Raw genomic sequence first — 18,612 nt, 5'->3', positions numbered from 1 at the left:
CTTTCATCCAGTGGGATCGGTTTTACTCAGTGAGCCATCCCGAGCGACTGAGAGACCTGGCTCGCCGAAGTCGCAGCAACCACCCTCCACAGGGCAGGTGCTACCGCCAGGACCGATGGAGGCTGTGCCTAATGAACAGGGTCACCCACCCGCTCCTGCTGACCAGGCGACGTGTCGTCGATGAAGGTCGCCGCACGGTAAGTGCGTGTCGACGCTCCACCGTTACTGCCTGAGTCTCTTCCCTTACCTCTGAAATCCGTCCGTTCGGACGGCTACTCGGTGACGGTTGGCGCGCTCGAAAGAAGCAGCGCCCCATTTGCATGGAGCCCTTCGTGATCACTGTCGAAAACCTGTCCAAGTCCTTTCCCCTCAACGGAAATCCCGTCGTCGCCCTGCGCGATGTGAGCGTGGACATCCAAGCGGGCTCGCTGTTCGGAGTCGTCGGTCCGGCAGGCTCCGGCAAGTCGACCCTCGCTCGTTGCATCGGGCTTCAGGAGCGTCCCGACCGGGGCGTCGTTCGCCTCGACGGGCTCAACACCGGGACCCTTGACGGCCGCCGTCTGCGCGAAATCCGCCGTCAGGTCGGTGTCGTGAGCACCAAACCGGAGCTGCTCGCCGAGCGCACCATCGCCGGCAACATCGCGTCGCCGCTCGAACAGCTCGGTCTCGACGGGCCGCAGCGCCGCAACCGCGTCGGTAACCTGCTCGACCTGGTCGGGCTCACCCCGCGAGCGGGGCAGCGGCCGGGCGACCTGTCCGAGGGGCAGCTGCGCCGGGTGGCCATCGCCAAGGCCCTGGCCGCCGGGCCGTCCGTGCTCTTGGCCGACGACCCGACCGCGGGTGTGCAGCCCGAGGAGTCCGGCGCGGTCCTGACCGTGCTCGACCGGGCGCGTGCCGAGCTCGGAGTCACCGTCCTGCTCACCACTCCCGACGCCGGCGTGGTTCGCCGTGTCTGCGACGACGTCGCGGTTCTGGAGGCCGGGGCGATCATCGAACGCGGAACGGTGCTCGACTTGGTCTCCGACCCGAACAGCCGGACCGCGCAGGCGCTCCTGCCCTCGATCGAGACCGGCCGGGCGCAGGCTTCGAAGTACGACCGCGCGGTGGATGTCGTGCTTGTCGGCTTCGCATCGGTCGGCGCGCTGCTGCCGGAGGCGGCAGGTCGCTTCGACGTCGAGCTCGCCACCATCGGAGGCGGCCTGACCCGGATCGGCGACACGCCGGTCGGCCGGTTCCGTCTCGGTGTGCGCGGTGAGCGTGCGGACGCCGCGCTCGCCTGGATCGCCGAACGCGGTGGACACGTGACCCACCCGGTCCGCGGCCCGCAGGGCGTCGCTGCCTGATTCTTGACGAATGGGCCGCCCCGGACGGAATCCGTCCGGGGCGGCCCATTCGTGTCCGACTCGTCCTGTTCTCTTTTCTCCTGGTGGCGGCACAAGTGGAGCGGCCACGTAGGCTTGACTCGTGCTCGCCGTCGTACCGCCCCCAGTAACCGTCAGGGTTCCCGCCAAGGTCAACCTGCACCTGTCGGTCGGTGACGTACGCCCGGACGGCTACCACGAGCTGGTGACCGTGTTCCAGGCGCTTTCCCTGACCGACGAGGTGACCGTCGCGGTCACTGAGGACCCCGGCGTCGAGGTCTATGGCGAAGGTGAAGGTTCCGTACCGACAGGGGCCAACAATCTCGCTTGGAAGGCGGCGCAGGCGCTGGCGGCCCACGTCGGCAAGGCGGACGGTGAGTCCAAGGTCCGGGTGGTGCTTCGCAAAGGCATCCCGGTAGCGGGCGGAATGGCCGGTGGCAGCGCTGACGCGGCCGCGACCCTGGTGGGGCTCGCGTCACTGTGGAAGCTGGAGATCTCCCGTGACGAACTGGCGGGTATCGCCGCGAAGCTCGGCAGTGATGTTCCGTTCGCGCTCTACGGCGGGACAGCGTTGGGTACCGGCCGGGGCGAGCAGCTGGTGCCGGTCCTGTCCAGGCATACGTTCCATTGGGTTCTGGCCTTCGACCAGCGCGGTCTTTCGACCCCGCGAGTGTTCGGCGAACTGGACAGGTTGCGTGAAGAGGGCAACCCGCCGCGGATCGGTTCGCATACTCCGGTGGTCGAGGCGCTGGCGTCCGGTGACCCACGGCAGCTGGCGCTGCTTCTCGGCAATGACCTCCAGGCGGCCGCTGTTTCGTTGCGTCCGGGACTGCGCCGGACGTTGCGGGCAGGAGTCAACGCAGGGGCGCTCGCCGGTACCGTGTCCGGGTCCGGGCCGACCTGCGCTTTCCTGTGCGCGGATGCCCAGTCGGCCGTCGAGGTCGCCGCGGAGTTGTCCGGCGCGGGGGTCTGTCGCACGGTGCGCGTCGCGCACGGGCCGGTTCCAGGAGCTCGCCTGGTGGGCGGGGACGACGCGCCGCGGCCGACGCCGCCTCGGGTGCACGCGTGAGGGTGTCCGAAATGGACATCGACTAATTCGTTGTGGTGCAAGCTTTTTGGAAAGGATCGGCTGAGGCATGGCCAACTTGGTCAACCTGGAGTCGGTGAGCAAGTCCTTCGGGGTGCGCCCGCTGCTCGACGGTGTTTCGCTCGGTGTGGCGGAGGGGCAGCGCATCGGCGTCGTCGGTCTCAACGGGGGCGGGAAGACGACACTGCTGGAAGTCCTCGCGGGGATCAGCGAGCCGGATACGGGACGCGTGAGCCAAGTCCGCGGCCTACGGATGGCCGTGGTCACTCAGCGAACCGAACTCCCCGTCGGCAGCACGATCGGCGACGTCGTGCTGGAGCGCTACGGCGCGGAGCACGAGTGGGCCGCTGACGCGCGTGTCAGGTCCATTATGGACGGTCTGGGGATCACTGCTCTCGGCCTCGAAAAGGCGACGGCGAACTTGTCCGGTGGCGAACGTCGCCGGGTGGCCCTGGCGGCCGCTCTCACCGGTGAGCTGGATCTCGTGGTCCTCGACGAGCCGACCAACCACCTCGACGTCGAAGGTGTGCGCTGGCTCGCGGATCATCTGCTCAACCGCAGGATCGCGGTCGTGGTCGTCACCCACGACCGGTGGTTCCTCGACACGGTCGCGAGTGTGACCTGGGAAGTCACCAACGGTCGGGTCGAGCAGTACGAAGGTGGCTACGCGGACTGGATCTTCGCACGGGCCGAACGGGCGAGGCTGGCAGCGACGGCCGAAGAGAAGCGACAGAACCTGGCGCGTAAAGAGCTCGCGTGGCTGCGTCGCGGTCCGCAGGCTAGGACCTCGAAGCCGCGCTACCGCGTCGAGGCGGCGGAGGCCTTGATCTCCGACGTGCCGGAGCCACGTGATTCGGTCGAACTGCAGGCGTTCGCCCGCCGGCGCCTGGGGAAGACCGTGCTCGAGGTCGAGGACGCCACTTTGACGGTCGGCGACCGTACCCTGCTCGATCACGTCACGTGGCGCATCGGGCCCGGCGATCGGATCGGCCTGGTCGGCGTCAACGGATCGGGCAAGACGACTCTGCTCAAGTTGCTCGGCGGTGACAAGGAGCCCGAGACGGGGCGGCGCATCCAGGGCAAGACGGTCAGCCTCGCGCACCTGCGGCAGGAGCTCGATGACCTGCCGGGTGACCTGCGCGTGCTGCAGGCGATCGAAGAGATCTCAGGCCGGGTCGTTTTCGGCAAGCAGGAGCTTTCCGCCTCGCAGCTGGCCGAGAAGCTGGGTTTCCCCGCGTCGAGGCAGTGGACGCCGGTCGAAGACCTTTCCGGTGGCGAACGGCGTCGCCTGCAGCTGTGCCGGCTCCTGATGGCCGAGCCCAACGTGCTGCTGCTCGACGAGCCTACGAACGATCTCGATATCGACACTTTGCAACAGCTGGAAGATCTGCTCGATTCGTGGCCGGGCAGCCTCGTCGTCGTTTCGCACGACCGGTACCTGGTGGAACGCGTCTGCGACACGATCGTCGCGCTCTTCGGGGACGGGCAGGTGACCCACCTGCCGGGTGGCATCGAGGAGTACCTGGATCGGCGCGCCAAGAGCCTCGAGAAGGCCGGAGGCGACCGGAAGTCGGGCAACGGGCAGGTCTCCGCGCCCAAGAAGAGCGCCGCGGAACAGCGGGCGGCGCAGAAGGAACTGTCCCGCCTCGAGCGCAAGCTCGACCAGCTGCACGCGAAAGAAGAGAAGCTGCACGCGGCGCTCCTCGCCGCGGCGACCGATCCGACGAAGCTCATCGAGCTCAACACCGAACTGAAGGCCGTCGAAACGGAGAAAGAGGAGGTCGAGGCCCAGTGGCTCGAGACTTCCGAAGCCGTCGAATAAGTTCACTCGACGTCGAGCGGGTCTTTCAGCGCGGACAGTAGTGTGACGCGCATGAGTCGGTTCGTGGACACGCTCGTCGCCACTGCGGCGGGGCGAGGTCAGCAGCGGGGAATGGTCACCGGGGAGCCCAAGGAGCCGGTTCGGCGTACCTGGGCCGAGATTCACGAGCAGGCCAAGCGGGTCGCCGGAGGTCTGGTGACGGCTGGGCTCGAGCCTGGCAAGGCGGTGGCCGTCCTGGCGGCGGCGCCGTCGCTGATCGCGCCGACGGTGCAGGCGGTGTGGCTCGCCGGTGGCAGCGTGACGATGCTGCACCAGCCCACTCAGCGCACCGACCTCGCCGAATGGGCCGAGGACACCGTTCGCGTGCTGCGGATGATCGGGTCCGGTCTGGTTCTGCTCGGTGACCCGTTCGATCAACTCGGACCGGTGCTCACCGAGCACGGCATCGCTTTCCAGGTGATCACCGAGCTGCTCGAGGCCGAACCGCTGGCGGAGCCCGTGCCGACCGCCGAAGGCGACACCGCGCTCCTGCAGCTGACCAGTGGATCGACGGCCGATCCGAAGGCCGTGCGGATCACTTACGGAAACCTGTATTCGAACGTCAAGGCGATGGTCGATCGTGCCGAGTTCGATTTCGACGTCGACGTGATGGTTTCGTGGCTGCCCACGTTCCACGACATGGGGATGGTCGGCTTCCTGACCGTCCCGATGACGTTCGGCGTCGAACTCGTCAAGATCACGCCGCTCGAGTTCCTGTCGGGACCGTTGATCTGGCCGCAGCTGATCAGCAAGTACAACGGCACGACCACGGCCGCGCCGAACTTCGCCTACGCGATCGTGGGCAGGCGGATGGCTCGTGTCGATGACGACGACGCGTACGACCTCTCGAAGCTTCGGATCGCGCTGAACGGTGCCGAGCCGATCGACGAAACGGCCGTGCAGACGTTCGTCGAAGCCGGGGAGCGGTTCAAGATGCCCGCCGAATGCGTTTTCCCGGCCTACGGCATGGCGGAAGCGACTCTCGCGGTTTCGTTCGCGCCGTTGTTCACCGGACTGACGCTGGATATCGTCGAAGCCGACGCACTCGAGGCGGACAACCGCGCGGTGCCGGTCCCCGAAGACGACCCGCGGCGCGGAACCGACGAAGTCCGTTCCTTCGCGGTGCTCGGTCCGCCTCTCGACGGGCTCGAGGCCGAGATCGTCGATGACAAGGGCACCGTGCTCGGAGAGCGCCAGGTCGGGGAGATCCGCCTGCGCGGCGAGGCCGTGACGCCGGGGTACCTGACCATGGAGGGTCCGCTCGCGACACAGGACGAGGACGGCTGGTTGCTCACCGGCGACCTCGGCTACCTGGTCGACGGCATGATCGTGATCTGCGGCCGTCGCAAGGACGTCATCATCATGGGCGGCCGGAACCTGTACCCGACCGATATCGAACGGGCGGCGACGTCGGTCGAAGGGGTCCGGGCGGGGAACGCCGTGGCTGTGCGGATCGACGCCGGCAGCCGCCGGGAGCGGTTCGCCGTCGTCGTCGAATCGAAACTTGCCGGTGACCCGGAAACGGAGAAGGCGCTGGCGAAGGAGATCGCGGCCAAGGTGCGTGGCGCGGTCGACATGCGGCCCTTCGCGGTGGTGGTGCTCCCGGCGGGAAGCCTGCCCAAGACACCCTCCGGCAAGGTGAAGCGGGCGGCGACCGCCACCCAGTTCGCGGACAAGATCGCCAAGAACGCGACGACCAGCTGACACGAAAGGGCCGGGCTCGCTGATATCGCGGGCCCGGCCCTTTCGCGGCACCTCCCGTGGGTCAGCGGCGTCGCCAAGGCGGCTTACGGGTGTGGGTGTGTTCCAGGGCCGGCGCTATGTAGTAGTCGGCGGACCGGGAGAGTCCGGCCAGCGTGCCCTCGACGTCCCGGAGGAACGCGTCGACGGCTGCCGGGTCGTAGCCTCGTTTCGAGAGTGGTGCTTTGGCGAACGCCACGTTGTGGACGTCCGAAACCGACAGGTCGTCGTCGCCGTCGAGTGTCGCCGCGACCCGTTCGAGGAAGGCGTCGACCGCGGGCTCGTGATATCCCCTGGCACCGATCGGCGCCCGGTCGAACTGCCGGGTTCTCGCCTCGAACGCGGTGACGGGCACTAGCGCTCCCGCAGGAACTCGATGGGACCGCGGTCCGGAACGGCGCGTTCGGCGGTCGCCTGGTCCTCTTCACGCGCGCCGGGTACGCCGAGCACTTGCTGGCCGGTCCGGTGGGCGAGTTGCCCTTCGACCTTGTCGAGGAACTCGTCGACTTCGCGTTCGTCGTAGCCACGCTTCCCGATCAACGGACGCGAGAACATGACGTGGTGGACCTCGGCGGCCGTCAGGTCGTCCTGGTCCGAGATCGTGTCCGCGATCCGTTCGAGGAACGCGTCGACCTCGTGCTTGGCGTATCCGCGCCGCCCGATCGGAGCGTTCGGGAAAGTGGCGCCGGTGATGTCTTCGGCCGTAAACGACATGAAACTCTCTCCGGTTTCGGTGGGGAATGCGATCTCCGCATTCCGTCCTAACGGTTTTGAGAGTTCCCCGGAAGAGTTCGCGCTATTCCACGACTCGATCAGGGGCGTGGTGAACGCCTTCGAGTGACGAGGTGTAACGCACCGCCATGTGAGCGGATTCACCCAGCGTGAAAGGTGTTCTGGGCTGCGGCGAGGCCGGTGCTGATAAGCGCTTCAACGGCGTCGGCGCAACGATCGATCTCGAAAGCGAGCTCTTTGCGCTCGACCGTCGAGAAGTCTTTCAGCACGAAATCCGCCGGATCCTGCCGTCCCGGAGGGCGGCCGACGCCGAAACGGACACGGTAGTAGTCCTTCGTGCCCAGGGATTTGGTGATCGAGCGGAGACCGTTGTGGCCGTTGTCGCCGCCACCCAGTTTCATCTTGAGCGCACCGAAGTCGACGTCCAGCTCGTCGTGGACGACCACGACACCGGCCGGGGGGATCTTGTAGAACCGGGCCGCGCCCACGACGGGGCCGCCTGAGAGGTTCATGTACGAGCGCGGCTTGGCCAGGACCACTCGTTGTCCGGAAAGCCGGCCTTCGAGGATTTCGGCGCCGCTCTTGTGGGCTTTGAACTTGCCTCCGACGCGGCCGGCGAGTTCGTCGAGCACCATGAAGCCGACGTTGTGCCTGTTGCCTGCGTATTGGGGGCCGGGATTGCCAAGGCCGGCGAGCAGGATCTGCTCGCCGGCCCCAGGAAGTACAGCTTCGGTCACACGAGTGACTTTATTCGGCGGCCTCGGCGGGAGTCGCCTCCGCCTCGGCAGCGGCCTCTTCGCCCTCGAGCGCGGCCTCGGACGGCGCCTCGTTGACGGCGACGACCAGGGCCTCGGGGTCGGTGACCAGGTTGGCGCCCTGCGGGAGGGTGACCTGCGAAGCAAGGATCTGGGTGCCGGCGGCGACGCCCTCGACCGAGAGCTCGATCTGCTCGGGGATGTGCAGCGCCTCGACCTCGATGGTGAGGGAGTCGAGGTCGGTGGTGACCAGGGTGCCAGGGCCCGCGGTGCCGGTGACGACGACCGGGACGTCGACGGTGACCTTCTCGCCGCGGATGACGACCAGCAGGTCGACGTGCTCGATGTAGTTCTTCAGCGGGTGGACGACGATGGTCTTCGTCAGTGCCAGCTCGCTCTTGCCTTCGAGCTCGAGGGTGATGACGGCGTTGCTGCCGTTCTCACGCACGACGCGGGCGAACTCGAGGGCGGGCAGGGCGTAGTGGCGCGGGTCCGAGCCGTGCCCGTACAGCACCGCGGGGATCTTGCCGGCGCGACGCGTGCGGCGCGCGGCACCCTTGCCGAATTCGGTGCGGGGCTCGACGGACAGGCTTACCTCGGACACGGTGTAGCACTCCTTCAATTCACCAACATGTTCAGCGAAAGCATGCTGAGGTGGGGATGGTTCGGGGCGGTTCTGGTGTTCGGCGGCGAATTCCACAGGCGTGCTCGACCGCGTGTGGCCACTCAAGCCGCCGCGTCGATCACGTCGGGCACCAGGTGCTCACGGAACCCGCCTCGCCGAGACCGGGAAAGTGTAGACCAACCGGTCGTGCACCGGTCCCGCCGGGTGGCTCGTTCAGGTGACAAGTCGGTGACAGCTGCTTCGGGGACCCGCGGATGCGGTGGTGCGTGACCCCTTTTCTAAGGTGTGATCTCCTCGCACGTGAGACGAAGGGGGCGGCATGCCGGCACGACGGTTGAGGATCGGCGCGATCGCCGCCTTGTGCTGCCTCGTGGCCGGTTGCGACGTCGAGATCGACGGGGCGGCGGGGATCTCACCCGCCGAGCAGCAGCGGGTGGATCGGCGCACTGAGCAGCGCGGTGCTGTCGAGAGTGCGCTGAAAGAGCTCGAACAGTCGCCTGCGGTTGTCTACAAGTCGACAATCAAGGATGCCTCGGGCAAACCCGTTGAATTGCAGTTCCGGATCACCCGCAACGGGAGCGCGCACGGCGCGCTGCCGGTCGACGGCCAGACCGTCCAGGTCGTCGCGACAGACAAGCAGCTGTACCTCTCGGCGACGCCCGAGTACTGGAAGGCGCACGGGCTGGGCAACAGCGAGCTGTACGGCACCAATTGGGTCCGCACCGACAGCTCGGACCTGCCGGTGAACGCCGTCGGGGTGCTCAACCCGCGGAAGGCCGCGTCGACACTCCGGACCGCGGTGGCCGCGACGAACCGGCTGACCGATCCGGTCCGGTCGAAGTTGCCCGACGGAACCGAGGTTTACGACGTCGGGAGCGGGCTCGGGACGCTGCGGGTGACCACCGCGGCGCCGCACCGGGTCGTCAGTTTCGCGCCGTCCCTCGTCGATGCGGCGGGCGGCAAGACGCTCGGTGCCGAGATGCGGGTCGAGCCGCTCGCCGGGGACGCGCTCAAGAAGCTCCAGACCGATCTGGACGGCGCGATCGGCGGGATCGGACAGCCGTTCGACGCGCTTGCCCAGGTCAGTGTCAGCGTGGTCGACGACAAGCTGGACTGCACGGACTTCGTCGGGACCTGCCGGGCGACCATCGGCGTGGCCAACACCGTCATCGGCGGCGCGAGCGGGACGCCCGTGCACCTGACGCTGACCGTCGAGTTCTCCGCGCAGTCGCTCGGCGCGCAGACCTGCACGGCGGACGCCAACGCGGCGCCGGACACCACGACGAGCATGTCCTGCGAGGTCAAGTTCAAGCTGCCGAATCGGAACGCCAGCTATCAGGTGCAGGCGAAGCCGGCGGCCCGCGGTGAGGTCCGGGTCCCGGTCGACGTGAACGGCGTCCGCGAAAAGCTCAAGTCCGAGTTCGCCGCGCTGGGCGGCTGACCTGCACACTCACCCTCAGGTGAGTTACATACGTTGAAGTAGTCGATCTCTCGTTCTTAGCATCGGCGTTGTCGCCGATGAAAAGGGAGAACGTGATGGCGAAGTTGGTTGTGTTCGGAGGAACCGGGTACGCGGGCGGGAAGATCGCCGCGGAAGCACGAGGCCGCGGTCACGAGGTCCTGGTTGTGTCGAGGAACGCCGAAGGCGATGGGACCAGGGCAGGGTCGCTCTACGACCAGGCCTTCCTGTCCGAGGTCGCCAAGGGTGCCGATGTCCTGGTCATCGCGGTTCACGGGCAGAGCGGTCTGCTCGACGCGGTGCCCTCGATCGCTCAGGTCGCGAAGGACAACGGCGCGCGGATCGGCGTGGTCGGCGGGGCGGGCAGCCTGCACGTGGCCGAGGGCGGGCCGCGGCTGATCGACACCCCCGAGTTCCCGGACGAGTACAAGGGCGAAGCGGGAGCACACGCAGAGGTACTGGAAGCGTTCCGGAAGCTTCCCGAGGACATCGACTGGTTCTACCTCAGCCCGGCCGCCGAGTTCGGCGCGTGGGCCGAGGGCGAGCGGACCGGTGACTTCCGGCTCGGCGGCGACGTGCTCCTGACCGACGAGAACGGCGGGTCGAAGATCAGCGGCGCCGACTACGCGATCGCGTTCGTCGACGAGATCGACAAGCCGGAGCGCCGCCGTCAGCGTTTCTGCGTCGCTTACTGACCGGACAGTTCCTTCACGACCTGCGCGAACGTTTCCAGCATCGGCTGGAACACCGTGATGTAGGAGAAGCCGTACCGTTCGCGACGCTCCTGGAGTTGCCGGACGATCTCGTCGACGGTTCCGAAAAGCAACTGTGGCGTTTCGAGCAGCTTGTCCACGTCGAAGCTGTCCGGGTCTTCTGCACGCCAGGACTCGGCGGCCGCGCGCCGGTCGTCCGTGACGACGACCCGCTGGACGAGCAGGTTCGATTCGGGGTCGCGGCCGTTCGCTTGTGAACGGAAGAAGGCGACGCGCTCGTCCATGCGCTCGGCGTCGTCGAGCTGGAAGGTGCCCGGCGGTTTTCCCGGTGCTTGGCGAAGACCCGAGAAGCCGGCGATGTCGGCTTCTCGGGCGGCGAGGGAGAGCACGCCGTCGCTGTTGCCCGCGAGGAGCAGCGGCGGGGGTGTGATCCCTTCGCTCGCGAAGTGTTCGCGCAGGTGGTCGAGGCTCTTGGTGAGGAACTCGATGCGTTCCTTGGCCGGGATCCACGGCAGGCCGGCGTCGTCGAATTCCGACTTCATGTGGCCGGAGCCGAGGCCGAGGTCCAGCCGGTCGCCGGTCATCTTCACCGTCGTGGCGACTTCGCGTGCGAGGAGAGCGAAGTTGTAGAAGGGCACGTTGGAGACGAGAGTGCCGACGCGCGGACGCCGGGTCACCGCGGCCGCCATGGTCAGGGCCGGAAAGGGCGCGTTCCGTCCTGGGCCCAGATGATCGGGCACGGAGATGACGTCGTATCCGAGGGCCTCGGCGCGGAGGCACTTCGCGACCCAGTCTTCGCGGTTCTCGGCGCCCCACAGGTTCACGCCGAACTTGAATTTCCCCATGAACGGAACCTAGCCACGCCGGGGCGTCCGGCGCGCGCTGTTTCGCGGGGAGCCGAAAACGGAGCAAGGGACCTTTGCTCTCACTCTCTTTCGGAGAGTGAGAGCAAAGGTCCCTTGCTCCGTTGGGTCAGGCGTTGCCGTCGAAGAGGGACGTGACCGACCCGTCCTCGAAGACCTGCTGAATGGCCTGCGCCAGCAGCGGCGCGATGGACAGCACGGTCAGGCCGGGGAACCGCTTCTCCGCAGGGATCGGCAGCGTGTTGGTGACGATCACCTCGCGCGCCTTGCAGTTCGACAGCCGCTCGGTGGCGGGGTCGGACAGGATGCCGTGGGTCGAGGCGATGACGACGTCGGACGCGCCTTCGTCGAGCAGGGCCTCGGTGGCCTTCACGATCGTGCCGCCGGTGTCGATCATGTCGTCGATCAGCACGCACAGCTGACCGCGGACCTTGCCGACGACGCGGTTGGCGACAGCCTGGTTCGGCTTGTCCGGGTCGCGGGTCTTGTGGATGAAGGCGATCGGCCGGTCACCCAGCTGAGCCGCCCACTTCTCGGCCAGCCGCACGCGGCCCGAGTCCGGCGAGACGACGGTGATGTTCTCGTCCTGGTAGGTCTTGTTGATGTGCGCGGCCAGCACGTTCTGCGCGAGCAGGTGGTCGACGGGGCCGTCGAAGAAGCCCTGGATCTGGGCGGTGTGCAGGTCGACCGTCATGATCCGGTCGGCGCCCGCGGTCTTGAACAGGTCCGCGATCAGGCGCGCGGAGATCGGCTCGCGGCCCTTGTGCTTCTTGTCCTGCCGCGCGTACGGGTAGAACGGCATGATCACGGTGATCCGCTTGGCGCTCGCGCGCTTGAGCGCGTCCACCATGATCAGCTGCTCCATCACCCACTCGTTGATGGGCGCCGGGTGGCTCTGGATCACGAACGCGTCGGTCCCGCGCACCGATTCGTTGAACCGGACGAAGATCTCCCCGTTGGCGAAGTTGTGCGCGGTCTGCGGGACGACCGACACGTTGAGGTGCTTGGCCACCTCTTCCGCTAGTTCCGGGTGTGCGCGCCCGGAGAAGAGCATCAGGTTCTTCTTCGGTGTACCGGACTTCGAGCTCATGCTGGCGACTCCCCGTCGTTTCCCTTTGCTGAATCGGACACGGCGGTGGTGTCCTGCTTCGCGGCGGAAGCTGCTTCCGCCGCGGGTGTGCCCGGCCTGCGCCGGGTCACCCAGTCTTCGATGTTGCGCTGCGGCCCGGTGGACACGGCGAGCGCGCCAGGGGGCACGTCTTGCCTGATCACGGTGCCTGCCCCACTGTAGGCGCCGTCGCCGATGGTCACCGGGGCGACGAACGTGTTGTCCGCGCCGAGCCGCACATGGGAGCCGATCCTGGTGTGGTGCTTGTTCACGCCGTCGTAGTTGACGAAGACGCTGGAGCAGCCGATGTTGCTGTTCTCGCCGATGGTCGCGTCGCCGACGTAGGTCAGGTGAGGAACCTTCGTCCCGGCGCCGATGTCCGCGTTCTTCGTCTCGACGAACGCGCCGAGCTTGCCCTTGGTCCCCAGCTTGGTGCCGGGCCGCAGGTAGGTGAACGGGCCGACCTTCACGCCGTCGCCCAGTTCCGAATCCGAACCGTGCGTCCGCACCACCGACGCGCCCGCACCGACGGAGACGTTCTCCAGGGTGCTGTCCGGGCCGATCTGCGCGCCCTCGCCGACCGAGGTCGAACCCTTCAGCTGCACACCGGGCTCGATGACGACGTCGCGCGACAAGGTCACGCCCGCGTCGATCCAGGTGCTCGCCGGGTCGACGACGGTGACGCCCGCCCGCTGCCAGCCGCGGACGATCCGGCGGTTCAGTTCGGCGCCGAGGACGGAGAGCTGGACGCGGTCGTTGACGCCTTCGGTCACCCACGGGTCGTCGATGACCAGCGCGCCGACGCCCTTGCCGTCGCCGCGGGCGATGCCGAGGACGTCGGTGAGGTACAGCTCGCCTTGCGCGTTGTCGGTCGACAGCTTCGAAAGCCCGTCGACCAGGACTGAAGCGTCGAAGGCGTAGACGCCGGAATTGATTTCGGCGATTTCGTGCTGCGCGGGGGTGGCGTCTTTCTGCTCGACGATCGAGGTGACGACGCCGTTTTCGTCGCGGATGATCCGTCCGTAGCCGGTCGGGTTCTCGACGACCGCGGTCAGCACGGTGACCGCGTTTCCGGTGGAGGTGTGCTCGGCGACCAGGGAAGCGAGCGTTTCGGTGTCGAGCAGCGGGACGTCGCCGTAGCTGACGACGACGGTGCCGGTCAGTCCGCCGGGCAGCGCCGAGAGCGCGCACGAGACCGCGTGCCCAGTGCCCTTCTGCTCTTCCTGGACGGCCGTGACGACCTCGCGGCCGAGTGCCTCGCCGACCTTCGCCAGCTGAGCGCCGACCGAGTCGCGACCGTGGCCGATGACCACGACCAGGTGTTCGGGGCTCAGTCCCGCGGCCGCCCGAACCGCGTGCTCGACCAGCGGGCGGCCGGCGATCGGGTGCAGCACCTTCGGGGTGGACGAGCGCATACGGGTGCCCTCACCCGCGGCGAGGATCAACGTGCTCAGCGGGCCGGTCACGGCACTCCCAACATTTCACCAACGGTGGTTGTCGGGCATTGATCCTACGTGGGCTGCTCGGCGTCCCACGCGGGGTCGGTCGGAGCATCCTCACCGGGCCATCCGGTCACCGGATCGATGGCCATCGAGTTCACCGACGAAACCTGGTTCCCGCCGCCACGTTTCGCCTGGTACATGGCCGCGTCGGCGCGTGCGAGGACCTGTTCGGCGCGCTCTTGCGGGCGGAGCGAGACGAGGCCGACGGAGAGGGTGACACCGTGCGAAAGGTGGTGCGGCAGAGATGCGACGGCATTCACAGAACGACCCAGCGCCTGCTTCGCCGCCGAGGCCGGAGCCCCAGGTAGAAGCACGATGAACTCGTCTCCGCCGTACCGGGCGACGACGTCGTCGCCGCGCAGGGCGTCGCGCAGCGTGCTCGCGATGACACGGAGCACGTTGTCACCCTCGGCGTGCGACTGCTTGTCGTTGACGTCCTTGAAACCGTCGAGGTCGACCAGCGCGACCGCGAGCGGCTGGGCGTCCGCGGACGAGGCCAGCGAACGGAGCTTTTCGTCGAGCGCGCGCCGGTTCGGCAGACCGGTGAGCGGGTCCTGCAAGGCCTGCTGGGTGATCGCGCCGTGTTCGGCGGACAGGCGTTCGTGCTCCCGGCGCGCGTTGAGCGTGGCGATCTGCGATTCCCGCAGCGACCACATCTCCGTTTCCAGGATGGTCGCGTAGTCGATCAGCGATTGGCTCGCGCCCGACGCGTAGTCCGGGGTGGTGTCGAGCCTGGCCAGCTCACGGGCGAGGTTCAGCCGCATCGACGGCAGTGAACCTTCCTCGTTGTCCTCGCGAACTTCCTTGAGCACCTGCAGCGCGTCCTCGCGGCGGCCTTCGTTGTCCAGGCAGCGGGCCAGCGCGATGGCGATGATCTCGCGTTCGTGCGGGAACACCAGTTCCGGATGCAGCAGCGAGTTCAGCCGCTCGATATGCGACGAATCGGGCGACGCCAGCGCGGCCGCCGCGGCGAGGACGCCGACCTGGTCGATCGCGGGCAGTCCGGCCTTGCGTGGGAACAGCGACTCGGTGAACGGGCCCTCGGCCGCCTGCGCCATCGACGCCGCGGTGCGGAACTTGTCCGCTCCCTCGTCGTACCGCTCGATCCGTTCGAGCCGCAGGCCCCAGCCCAGCAGCATCTTGACCCGGTTGATCAGCTGGAGCGCGATCTCGTGCGGGCTCGCGCTGTCACGGATCGCCTGCGCGGCGCGGGCGATGGCCTCCTCGGCCGCCTCGTAGACGCCCAGCTGATTCAGCACCAGCCAGCAGTCGACCAGGGTCGTGGACAGCATCCGGTCCCAGTTGCGCCTGCCGACCTGGCGGTCCGGGACCGCGGAGTCGTCGAGGATGGCCAGCGCCCTGGCGATCTCGGTGAGGGCGGCGTCCTCCTGTTTGGCGATCACCAGGCGACGGCCGCGCATGGCGTGCGCGTCGGCCCGCATCAGCGCGAGACCGTGCCGCCTGGTGTGCGCGAGCATCTCGTCGAGCCTGGGTTCGGCTTCGGCGGCGAGACCGCGGGTGACCAGCCTTGCCATCGCCGAGTACCGCAGCAACTGGGCGACCAGCAGGGGTTCGCCGCGGCGCTGCGTCTCGTCGAGGAGTTCGTCGAGACTGGTGACGATGTCCAACTGCTCGGCGTAGCTGACGCGCTGTATCGCCGCCCCGAGTTCGCGCGCGCGACCGTAGAGCCAGGCGTCGGACATCTCCGCAAGCGCCGGCCGCCTGCCACTGGTCGTCGCGTCCTCGGTCAGCCGCACACACCCCCACCGTTGAAAACGCCGCTGGTCATCTGTTCGTCTGCTCCGCCGCCAGGATTCGAACCTGAACTGTCAGAACCAAAATCTGAAGTGCTGCCGATTACACTACGGCGGATCGATCCTGGTCAGGATAGCCATGCCGGAGACCTTCGCGTGCGCCAGGGGGTTGCCTCACGGCCGCGGGCACTCCACAGGGGGCGAAACCTCCTGTACCGTAACTTACGGCATCGTAGGTAAGGACACCCTTAGGGAATCCCTCGAGGGTTGCGCGTAGAAAAGAAGTGACTGCATGACGGCTACCCTGGACCAGTCCCAGAAGCCCGCGAAGGGCCCCAAACCGGTCACCGACGGGCAGCGGTCGAGCGCCGTGCAGCTGTCGGTCTACCTCGGGGTCATCTTCCCGCTCGCCGCGTTGCTCGTGGCCGTCCCGTTCGCCTGGGGCTGGGGTCTGACCTGGGTCGACGTCGGGCTCTTCGTGGTCTTCTACGCGATCAGCGGACTCGGGATCACAGTCTCGTACCACCGCTACTTCACGCACGGCTCGTTCAAGGCCAAGCCGTGGCTGCGCGTCGTGATGGCGATCGCCGGCAGCATGGCCGTCCAGGGCCCCGTGATCACCTGGGTCGCCGACCACCGGCGCCACCACGCCTTCTCCGACCGCGACGGCGACCCGCATTCGCCGTGGCTGTTCGGTACCTCGCCGCTGGCCATCGCCAAGGGTTTCTGGCACGCGCACATGGGCTGGCTGTTCGAGCGTGACCAGACCAACGCGGAGCGGTTCGCGCCGGACCTGGTGAAGGACCCGGCCATCAAGAAGGTCGACGACCTGTTCTGGCTGTGGAGCCTGCTCACCCTGGTGCTGCCCGCGATCCTCGGTGGACTGATCACCTGGTCGTTCTGGGGTGCGGTGACCGCGTTCTTCTGGGCCGGTCTGGTGCGTGTCTGCGTGCTGCACCACGTGACCTGGTCGGTCAACTCGGTCTGTCACATGATCGGCGAGCGCCCGTTCGCCGCCCGTGACAAGTCGGCCAACTTCTGGCCGCTGGCGATCTTCTCCTTCGGTGAGTCGTGGCACAACCTGCACCACGCCGACCCGACCTCGGCGCGGCACGGTGTGCAGCGTGGGCAGATCGATCTTTCCGCGCGGCTCATTTGGATCTTCGAGAAGTTCGGCTGGGCCTATGACGTGCGCTGGCCGACCCCGCAGCGCCTCGCGCGCATCGCCACCGAAAGCAAATAACGAGGTCACGTTAGTCTTCTGCAATGGCGGGGAGACGGCGAACCAAACGTGAATCGGTCACCGGGGCGCGTCCGGTCGCTCCGGTGGCCAGGGTGCGGATGACGGGCAGCGAGCGCAGGCAGCAGCTGCTCAACGTCGCCAGAGCCCTGTTCGCGGAGAAGGGTTTCGAGGGCACCTCCATCGAGGAGATCGCGCATCGCGCGAACGTCTCCAAACCGGTGGTGTACGAGCACTTCGGTGGCAAAGAAGGCATCTACGCCGTCGTCGTCGACCGCGAGACCCAGCTCCTGCTCGACAGGATGGTCTCCACCCTCCACGGTGGACATCCGAGGGTGATGCTGGAGCAGGCGGCGATCGCGTTGCTCTCCTACGTCGAGGACTCGCACGACGGATTCCGCATCCTGGTGCGGGATTCGCCGGTCGCGAGTTCGACGGGCACGTTCTCGACGGTGCTGAACGACATCGCCAGCCAGGTCGAGCACATCCTCGCGCAACAGTTCGCCGCGCGGGGCTACGACGAGAAGCTGGCCGCGCTGTACGCGCAGGCGCTCGTCGGGATGGTCGCGTTGACCGGGCAATGGTGGCTCGACGCCCGGAAACCGAAGCGGGACGAGGTCGCGGCGCATCTGGTCAACCTCGCGTGGAACGGTCTGTCCAATTTGGAGCACAAACCCAAGTTGCGGCTGCACTGAGATCTGCGTCGCGTGCCAGTAACGTTTCCCGGCCGGTGAGCGCTGGGTCCCCCGAAGAGATCATCAAGCTGGGGGAACCACCGTGGAGAACTATCCCGCGCCCGCCGTCGAACAGATGGTGCCGCAGAAGAAGAAAACGTGGCTGAAGCCCGTCATCCGCCTGGGCATCTTCGCCGTCATCGCGGTGATCGCGTTCTTCGTCGCGAATCCGTTCACGGCGTCGAGCACCGAGGTCGGCGCCTGTCTCAAAGGCAGCGTCGACAACGCGGACAGTGTCAAGAACACCGAATGCGGAACGCCTGACGCGAACTTCAAGGTCGTCGGAAAACAGGAGAACAAGTCGGAAATCGGACTCAGGCTTTCGGGCGGATCCGAATGCGACGACTATCCGACGACCGACGCGTACTTCTTCCAGGGAAAGAAGGGCGCCAGTGACGGCACCCTGCTCTGCCTGGAGGACCTGAAGAACCCCGGTGAGCGGGCGCCTGCCGTCGGCGATTGCCTCCCCGACGGCGTGGTCGACGCGAAGAAGCTCACGAAGGCGGACTGCGCGACAGCGCGGTACAAGGTCCTCGCCATCGAAAAGAGCGCGACGTTCCTCGTCGACGGCAGCACGGTGTGCACCCAGGTGCCGTCGACCGACGAGAAGATCCAGTGGCAGCGGGCGGGCGGCACCCTCCCGCAGTCGCGGGTGCTGTGCCTGGACGACCTCAAGAAGTAGGCGTCAGCGCAGGAGGCCGGTCTCCCGCAGGTGGTCGAAGATGATCTTGTCCACCGCGGAGACCCGGTCCCTGTCCGCGTAGCCCAGCCACGCGATTTCCTCGATCTCGCTGCTGGCCGCGAGCGTTCCGATGAAGTCGGCGGTGTAGCAGGTCATCCGGACCACGAGCCCCGACGCGTGCCCGTCGGCCTGCGCCTCGAAGACCCCGGCGGGCGCGACGCTCGCCGGGGTGATCTCGACGGTCAGTTCTTCTCGGATCTCCCGGATCAGCGTCTCGGTGTCGCTCTCGCCGGGTTCGCGTTTGCCGCCGGGGAGGTAGAACACCGACTTGCCGCGCGAGCGGGTGCTCAGGATCCGGCCGTCCACCAGGTGGAGCCAAGCGATTTTGTCGATCAT

General features: G+C 67.4%; 18 protein-coding genes, 1 tRNA gene and 1 riboswitch. Of the genes, 9 read left to right on the top strand and 10 right to left on the bottom strand.

The window, feature by feature from the left end; translation table 11 throughout:
• The first annotated feature begins 31 nt into the window (after nucleotides 1–31).
• Nucleotides 32–122: riboswitch (SAM riboswitch) on the top strand.
• A gap of 210 nt (nucleotides 123–332) precedes the next feature.
• The 4 genes from AMYAL_RS0112045 to AMYAL_RS0112030 all read left to right on the top strand — a co-directional run bounded on the left by AMYAL_RS0112045 (nucleotide 333) and on the right by AMYAL_RS0112030 (nucleotide 6,013).
• Entirely contained in the window at nucleotides 333–1,343 is a 1,011-nt protein-coding gene (locus AMYAL_RS0112045; RefSeq protein ID WP_026466992.1) for a methionine ABC transporter ATP-binding protein, read from the top strand.
• A gap of 121 nt (nucleotides 1,344–1,464) precedes the next feature.
• Nucleotides 1,465–2,430, top strand: coding sequence for a 4-(cytidine 5'-diphospho)-2-C-methyl-D-erythritol kinase (locus AMYAL_RS0112040; RefSeq protein ID WP_020631556.1), 966 nt, complete (start codon nucleotides 1,465–1,467; stop codon nucleotides 2,428–2,430).
• A gap of 67 nt (nucleotides 2,431–2,497) precedes the next feature.
• Nucleotides 2,498–4,270, top strand: a complete 1,773-nt coding sequence (locus tag AMYAL_RS0112035) for an ABC-F family ATP-binding cassette domain-containing protein (RefSeq protein ID WP_020631555.1) — start codon at nucleotides 2,498–2,500, stop codon at nucleotides 4,268–4,270.
• 51 nt (nucleotides 4,271–4,321) lie between these two features.
• A complete protein-coding gene (locus AMYAL_RS0112030) occupies nucleotides 4,322–6,013 on the top strand; it encodes a fatty acyl-AMP ligase (RefSeq protein ID WP_026466991.1) in 1,692 nt (563 codons plus the stop codon).
• A 61-nt stretch (nucleotides 6,014–6,074) separates the two neighbouring features.
• Here the strand turns inward: AMYAL_RS0112030 and AMYAL_RS0112025 are convergent, their stop codons facing one another.
• The 4 genes from AMYAL_RS0112025 to AMYAL_RS0112010 form a co-directional block, all read right to left on the bottom strand.
• Nucleotides 6,075–6,404 (bottom strand): DivIVA domain-containing protein, encoded by a 330-nt coding sequence (locus tag AMYAL_RS0112025; protein WP_020631553.1) that lies wholly within the window; start codon nucleotides 6,402–6,404, stop codon nucleotides 6,075–6,077.
• On the bottom strand, nucleotides 6,404–6,763 hold the full coding sequence (locus AMYAL_RS0112020) for a DivIVA domain-containing protein (RefSeq protein WP_020631552.1): 360 nt from the start codon (nucleotides 6,761–6,763) through the stop codon (nucleotides 6,404–6,406). Before AMYAL_RS0112020 ends, AMYAL_RS0112025 begins: the two co-directional genes overlap by 1 nt.
• A 158-nt stretch (nucleotides 6,764–6,921) precedes the next feature.
• The gene (gene pth, locus AMYAL_RS0112015; protein ID WP_020631551.1) at nucleotides 6,922–7,518 is read right to left on the bottom strand and encodes an aminoacyl-tRNA hydrolase; all 597 of its coding nucleotides are present in this window, start codon (nucleotides 7,516–7,518) and stop codon (nucleotides 6,922–6,924) included.
• Nucleotides 7,519–7,528: 10 nt separating this feature from the next.
• Nucleotides 7,529–8,140: a 50S ribosomal protein L25/general stress protein Ctc gene (locus AMYAL_RS0112010; protein WP_026466990.1), complete on the bottom strand. Its 612-nt coding sequence runs from the start codon at nucleotides 8,138–8,140 to the stop codon at nucleotides 7,529–7,531.
• A 340-nt stretch (nucleotides 8,141–8,480) separates the two neighbouring features.
• Between AMYAL_RS0112010 and AMYAL_RS0112005 the strand changes: the two genes are divergently transcribed.
• Complete coding sequence (locus tag AMYAL_RS0112005) at nucleotides 8,481–9,602, top strand: hypothetical protein (RefSeq protein ID WP_020631549.1); 1,122 nt, start codon at nucleotides 8,481–8,483, stop codon at nucleotides 9,600–9,602.
• Between the two features lie 95 nt (nucleotides 9,603–9,697).
• The gene (locus AMYAL_RS0112000) at nucleotides 9,698–10,315 is read left to right on the top strand and encodes an NAD(P)-dependent oxidoreductase (protein WP_020631548.1); all 618 of its coding nucleotides are present in this window, start codon (nucleotides 9,698–9,700) and stop codon (nucleotides 10,313–10,315) included.
• Here AMYAL_RS0112000 and AMYAL_RS0111995 read toward each other — a convergent pair.
• The 5 genes from AMYAL_RS0111995 to AMYAL_RS0111975 form a co-directional block, all read right to left on the bottom strand.
• Complete coding sequence (locus tag AMYAL_RS0111995; protein ID WP_020631547.1) at nucleotides 10,309–11,178, bottom strand: TIGR03621 family F420-dependent LLM class oxidoreductase; 870 nt, start codon at nucleotides 11,176–11,178, stop codon at nucleotides 10,309–10,311. The genes AMYAL_RS0112000 and AMYAL_RS0111995 overlap by 7 nt on opposite strands.
• Before the next feature lie 127 nt (nucleotides 11,179–11,305).
• Nucleotides 11,306–12,286 carry a ribose-phosphate diphosphokinase gene (locus AMYAL_RS0111990; RefSeq protein WP_020631546.1) on the bottom strand — a complete coding sequence of 327 codons (981 nt, stop codon included), beginning with the start codon at nucleotides 12,284–12,286 and terminating at the stop codon, nucleotides 11,306–11,308.
• Complete coding sequence (glmU, locus tag AMYAL_RS0111985; protein ID WP_020631545.1) at nucleotides 12,283–13,770, bottom strand: bifunctional UDP-N-acetylglucosamine diphosphorylase/glucosamine-1-phosphate N-acetyltransferase GlmU; 1,488 nt, start codon at nucleotides 13,768–13,770, stop codon at nucleotides 12,283–12,285. The genes AMYAL_RS0111990 and glmU overlap by 4 nt, the downstream gene beginning before the upstream one ends.
• Nucleotides 13,771–13,814: 44 nt before the next feature.
• Nucleotides 13,815–15,563: a GGDEF domain-containing protein gene (locus tag AMYAL_RS0111980; protein ID WP_020631544.1), complete on the bottom strand. Its 1,749-nt coding sequence runs from the start codon at nucleotides 15,561–15,563 to the stop codon at nucleotides 13,815–13,817.
• 43 nt (nucleotides 15,564–15,606) lie between these two features.
• A tRNA-Gln gene (locus tag AMYAL_RS0111975) sits at nucleotides 15,607–15,678 on the bottom strand.
• Nucleotides 15,679–15,852: 174 nt separating this feature from the next.
• On the opposite strand from AMYAL_RS0111975, the gene AMYAL_RS0111970 reads away from it, so the two are divergent.
• The 3 genes from AMYAL_RS0111970 to AMYAL_RS0111960 all read left to right on the top strand — a co-directional run bounded on the left by AMYAL_RS0111970 (nucleotide 15,853) and on the right by AMYAL_RS0111960 (nucleotide 18,216).
• Nucleotides 15,853–16,803, top strand: a complete 951-nt coding sequence (locus AMYAL_RS0111970) for an acyl-CoA desaturase (protein ID WP_020631543.1) — start codon at nucleotides 15,853–15,855, stop codon at nucleotides 16,801–16,803.
• Between the two features lie 98 nt (nucleotides 16,804–16,901).
• A complete protein-coding gene (locus AMYAL_RS0111965) occupies nucleotides 16,902–17,495 on the top strand; it encodes a TetR/AcrR family transcriptional regulator (RefSeq protein WP_026466989.1) in 594 nt (197 codons plus the stop codon).
• An 82-nt stretch (nucleotides 17,496–17,577) separates the two neighbouring features.
• Entirely contained in the window at nucleotides 17,578–18,216 is a 639-nt protein-coding gene (locus AMYAL_RS0111960) for an LppU/SCO3897 family protein (RefSeq protein ID WP_020631541.1), read from the top strand.
• Nucleotides 18,217–18,219: 3 nt separating this feature from the next.
• Here AMYAL_RS0111960 and AMYAL_RS0111955 read toward each other — a convergent pair whose 3' ends face one another.
• A complete protein-coding gene (locus tag AMYAL_RS0111955; RefSeq protein WP_020631540.1) occupies nucleotides 18,220–18,612 on the bottom strand; it encodes an NUDIX hydrolase in 393 nt (130 codons plus the stop codon).

This window comes from Amycolatopsis alba DSM 44262 (assembly GCF_000384215.1).
GTDB lineage: Bacteria > Actinomycetota > Actinomycetes > Mycobacteriales > Pseudonocardiaceae > Amycolatopsis > Amycolatopsis alba.
This window is presented reverse-complemented; position numbering and strand designations above follow the sequence as displayed.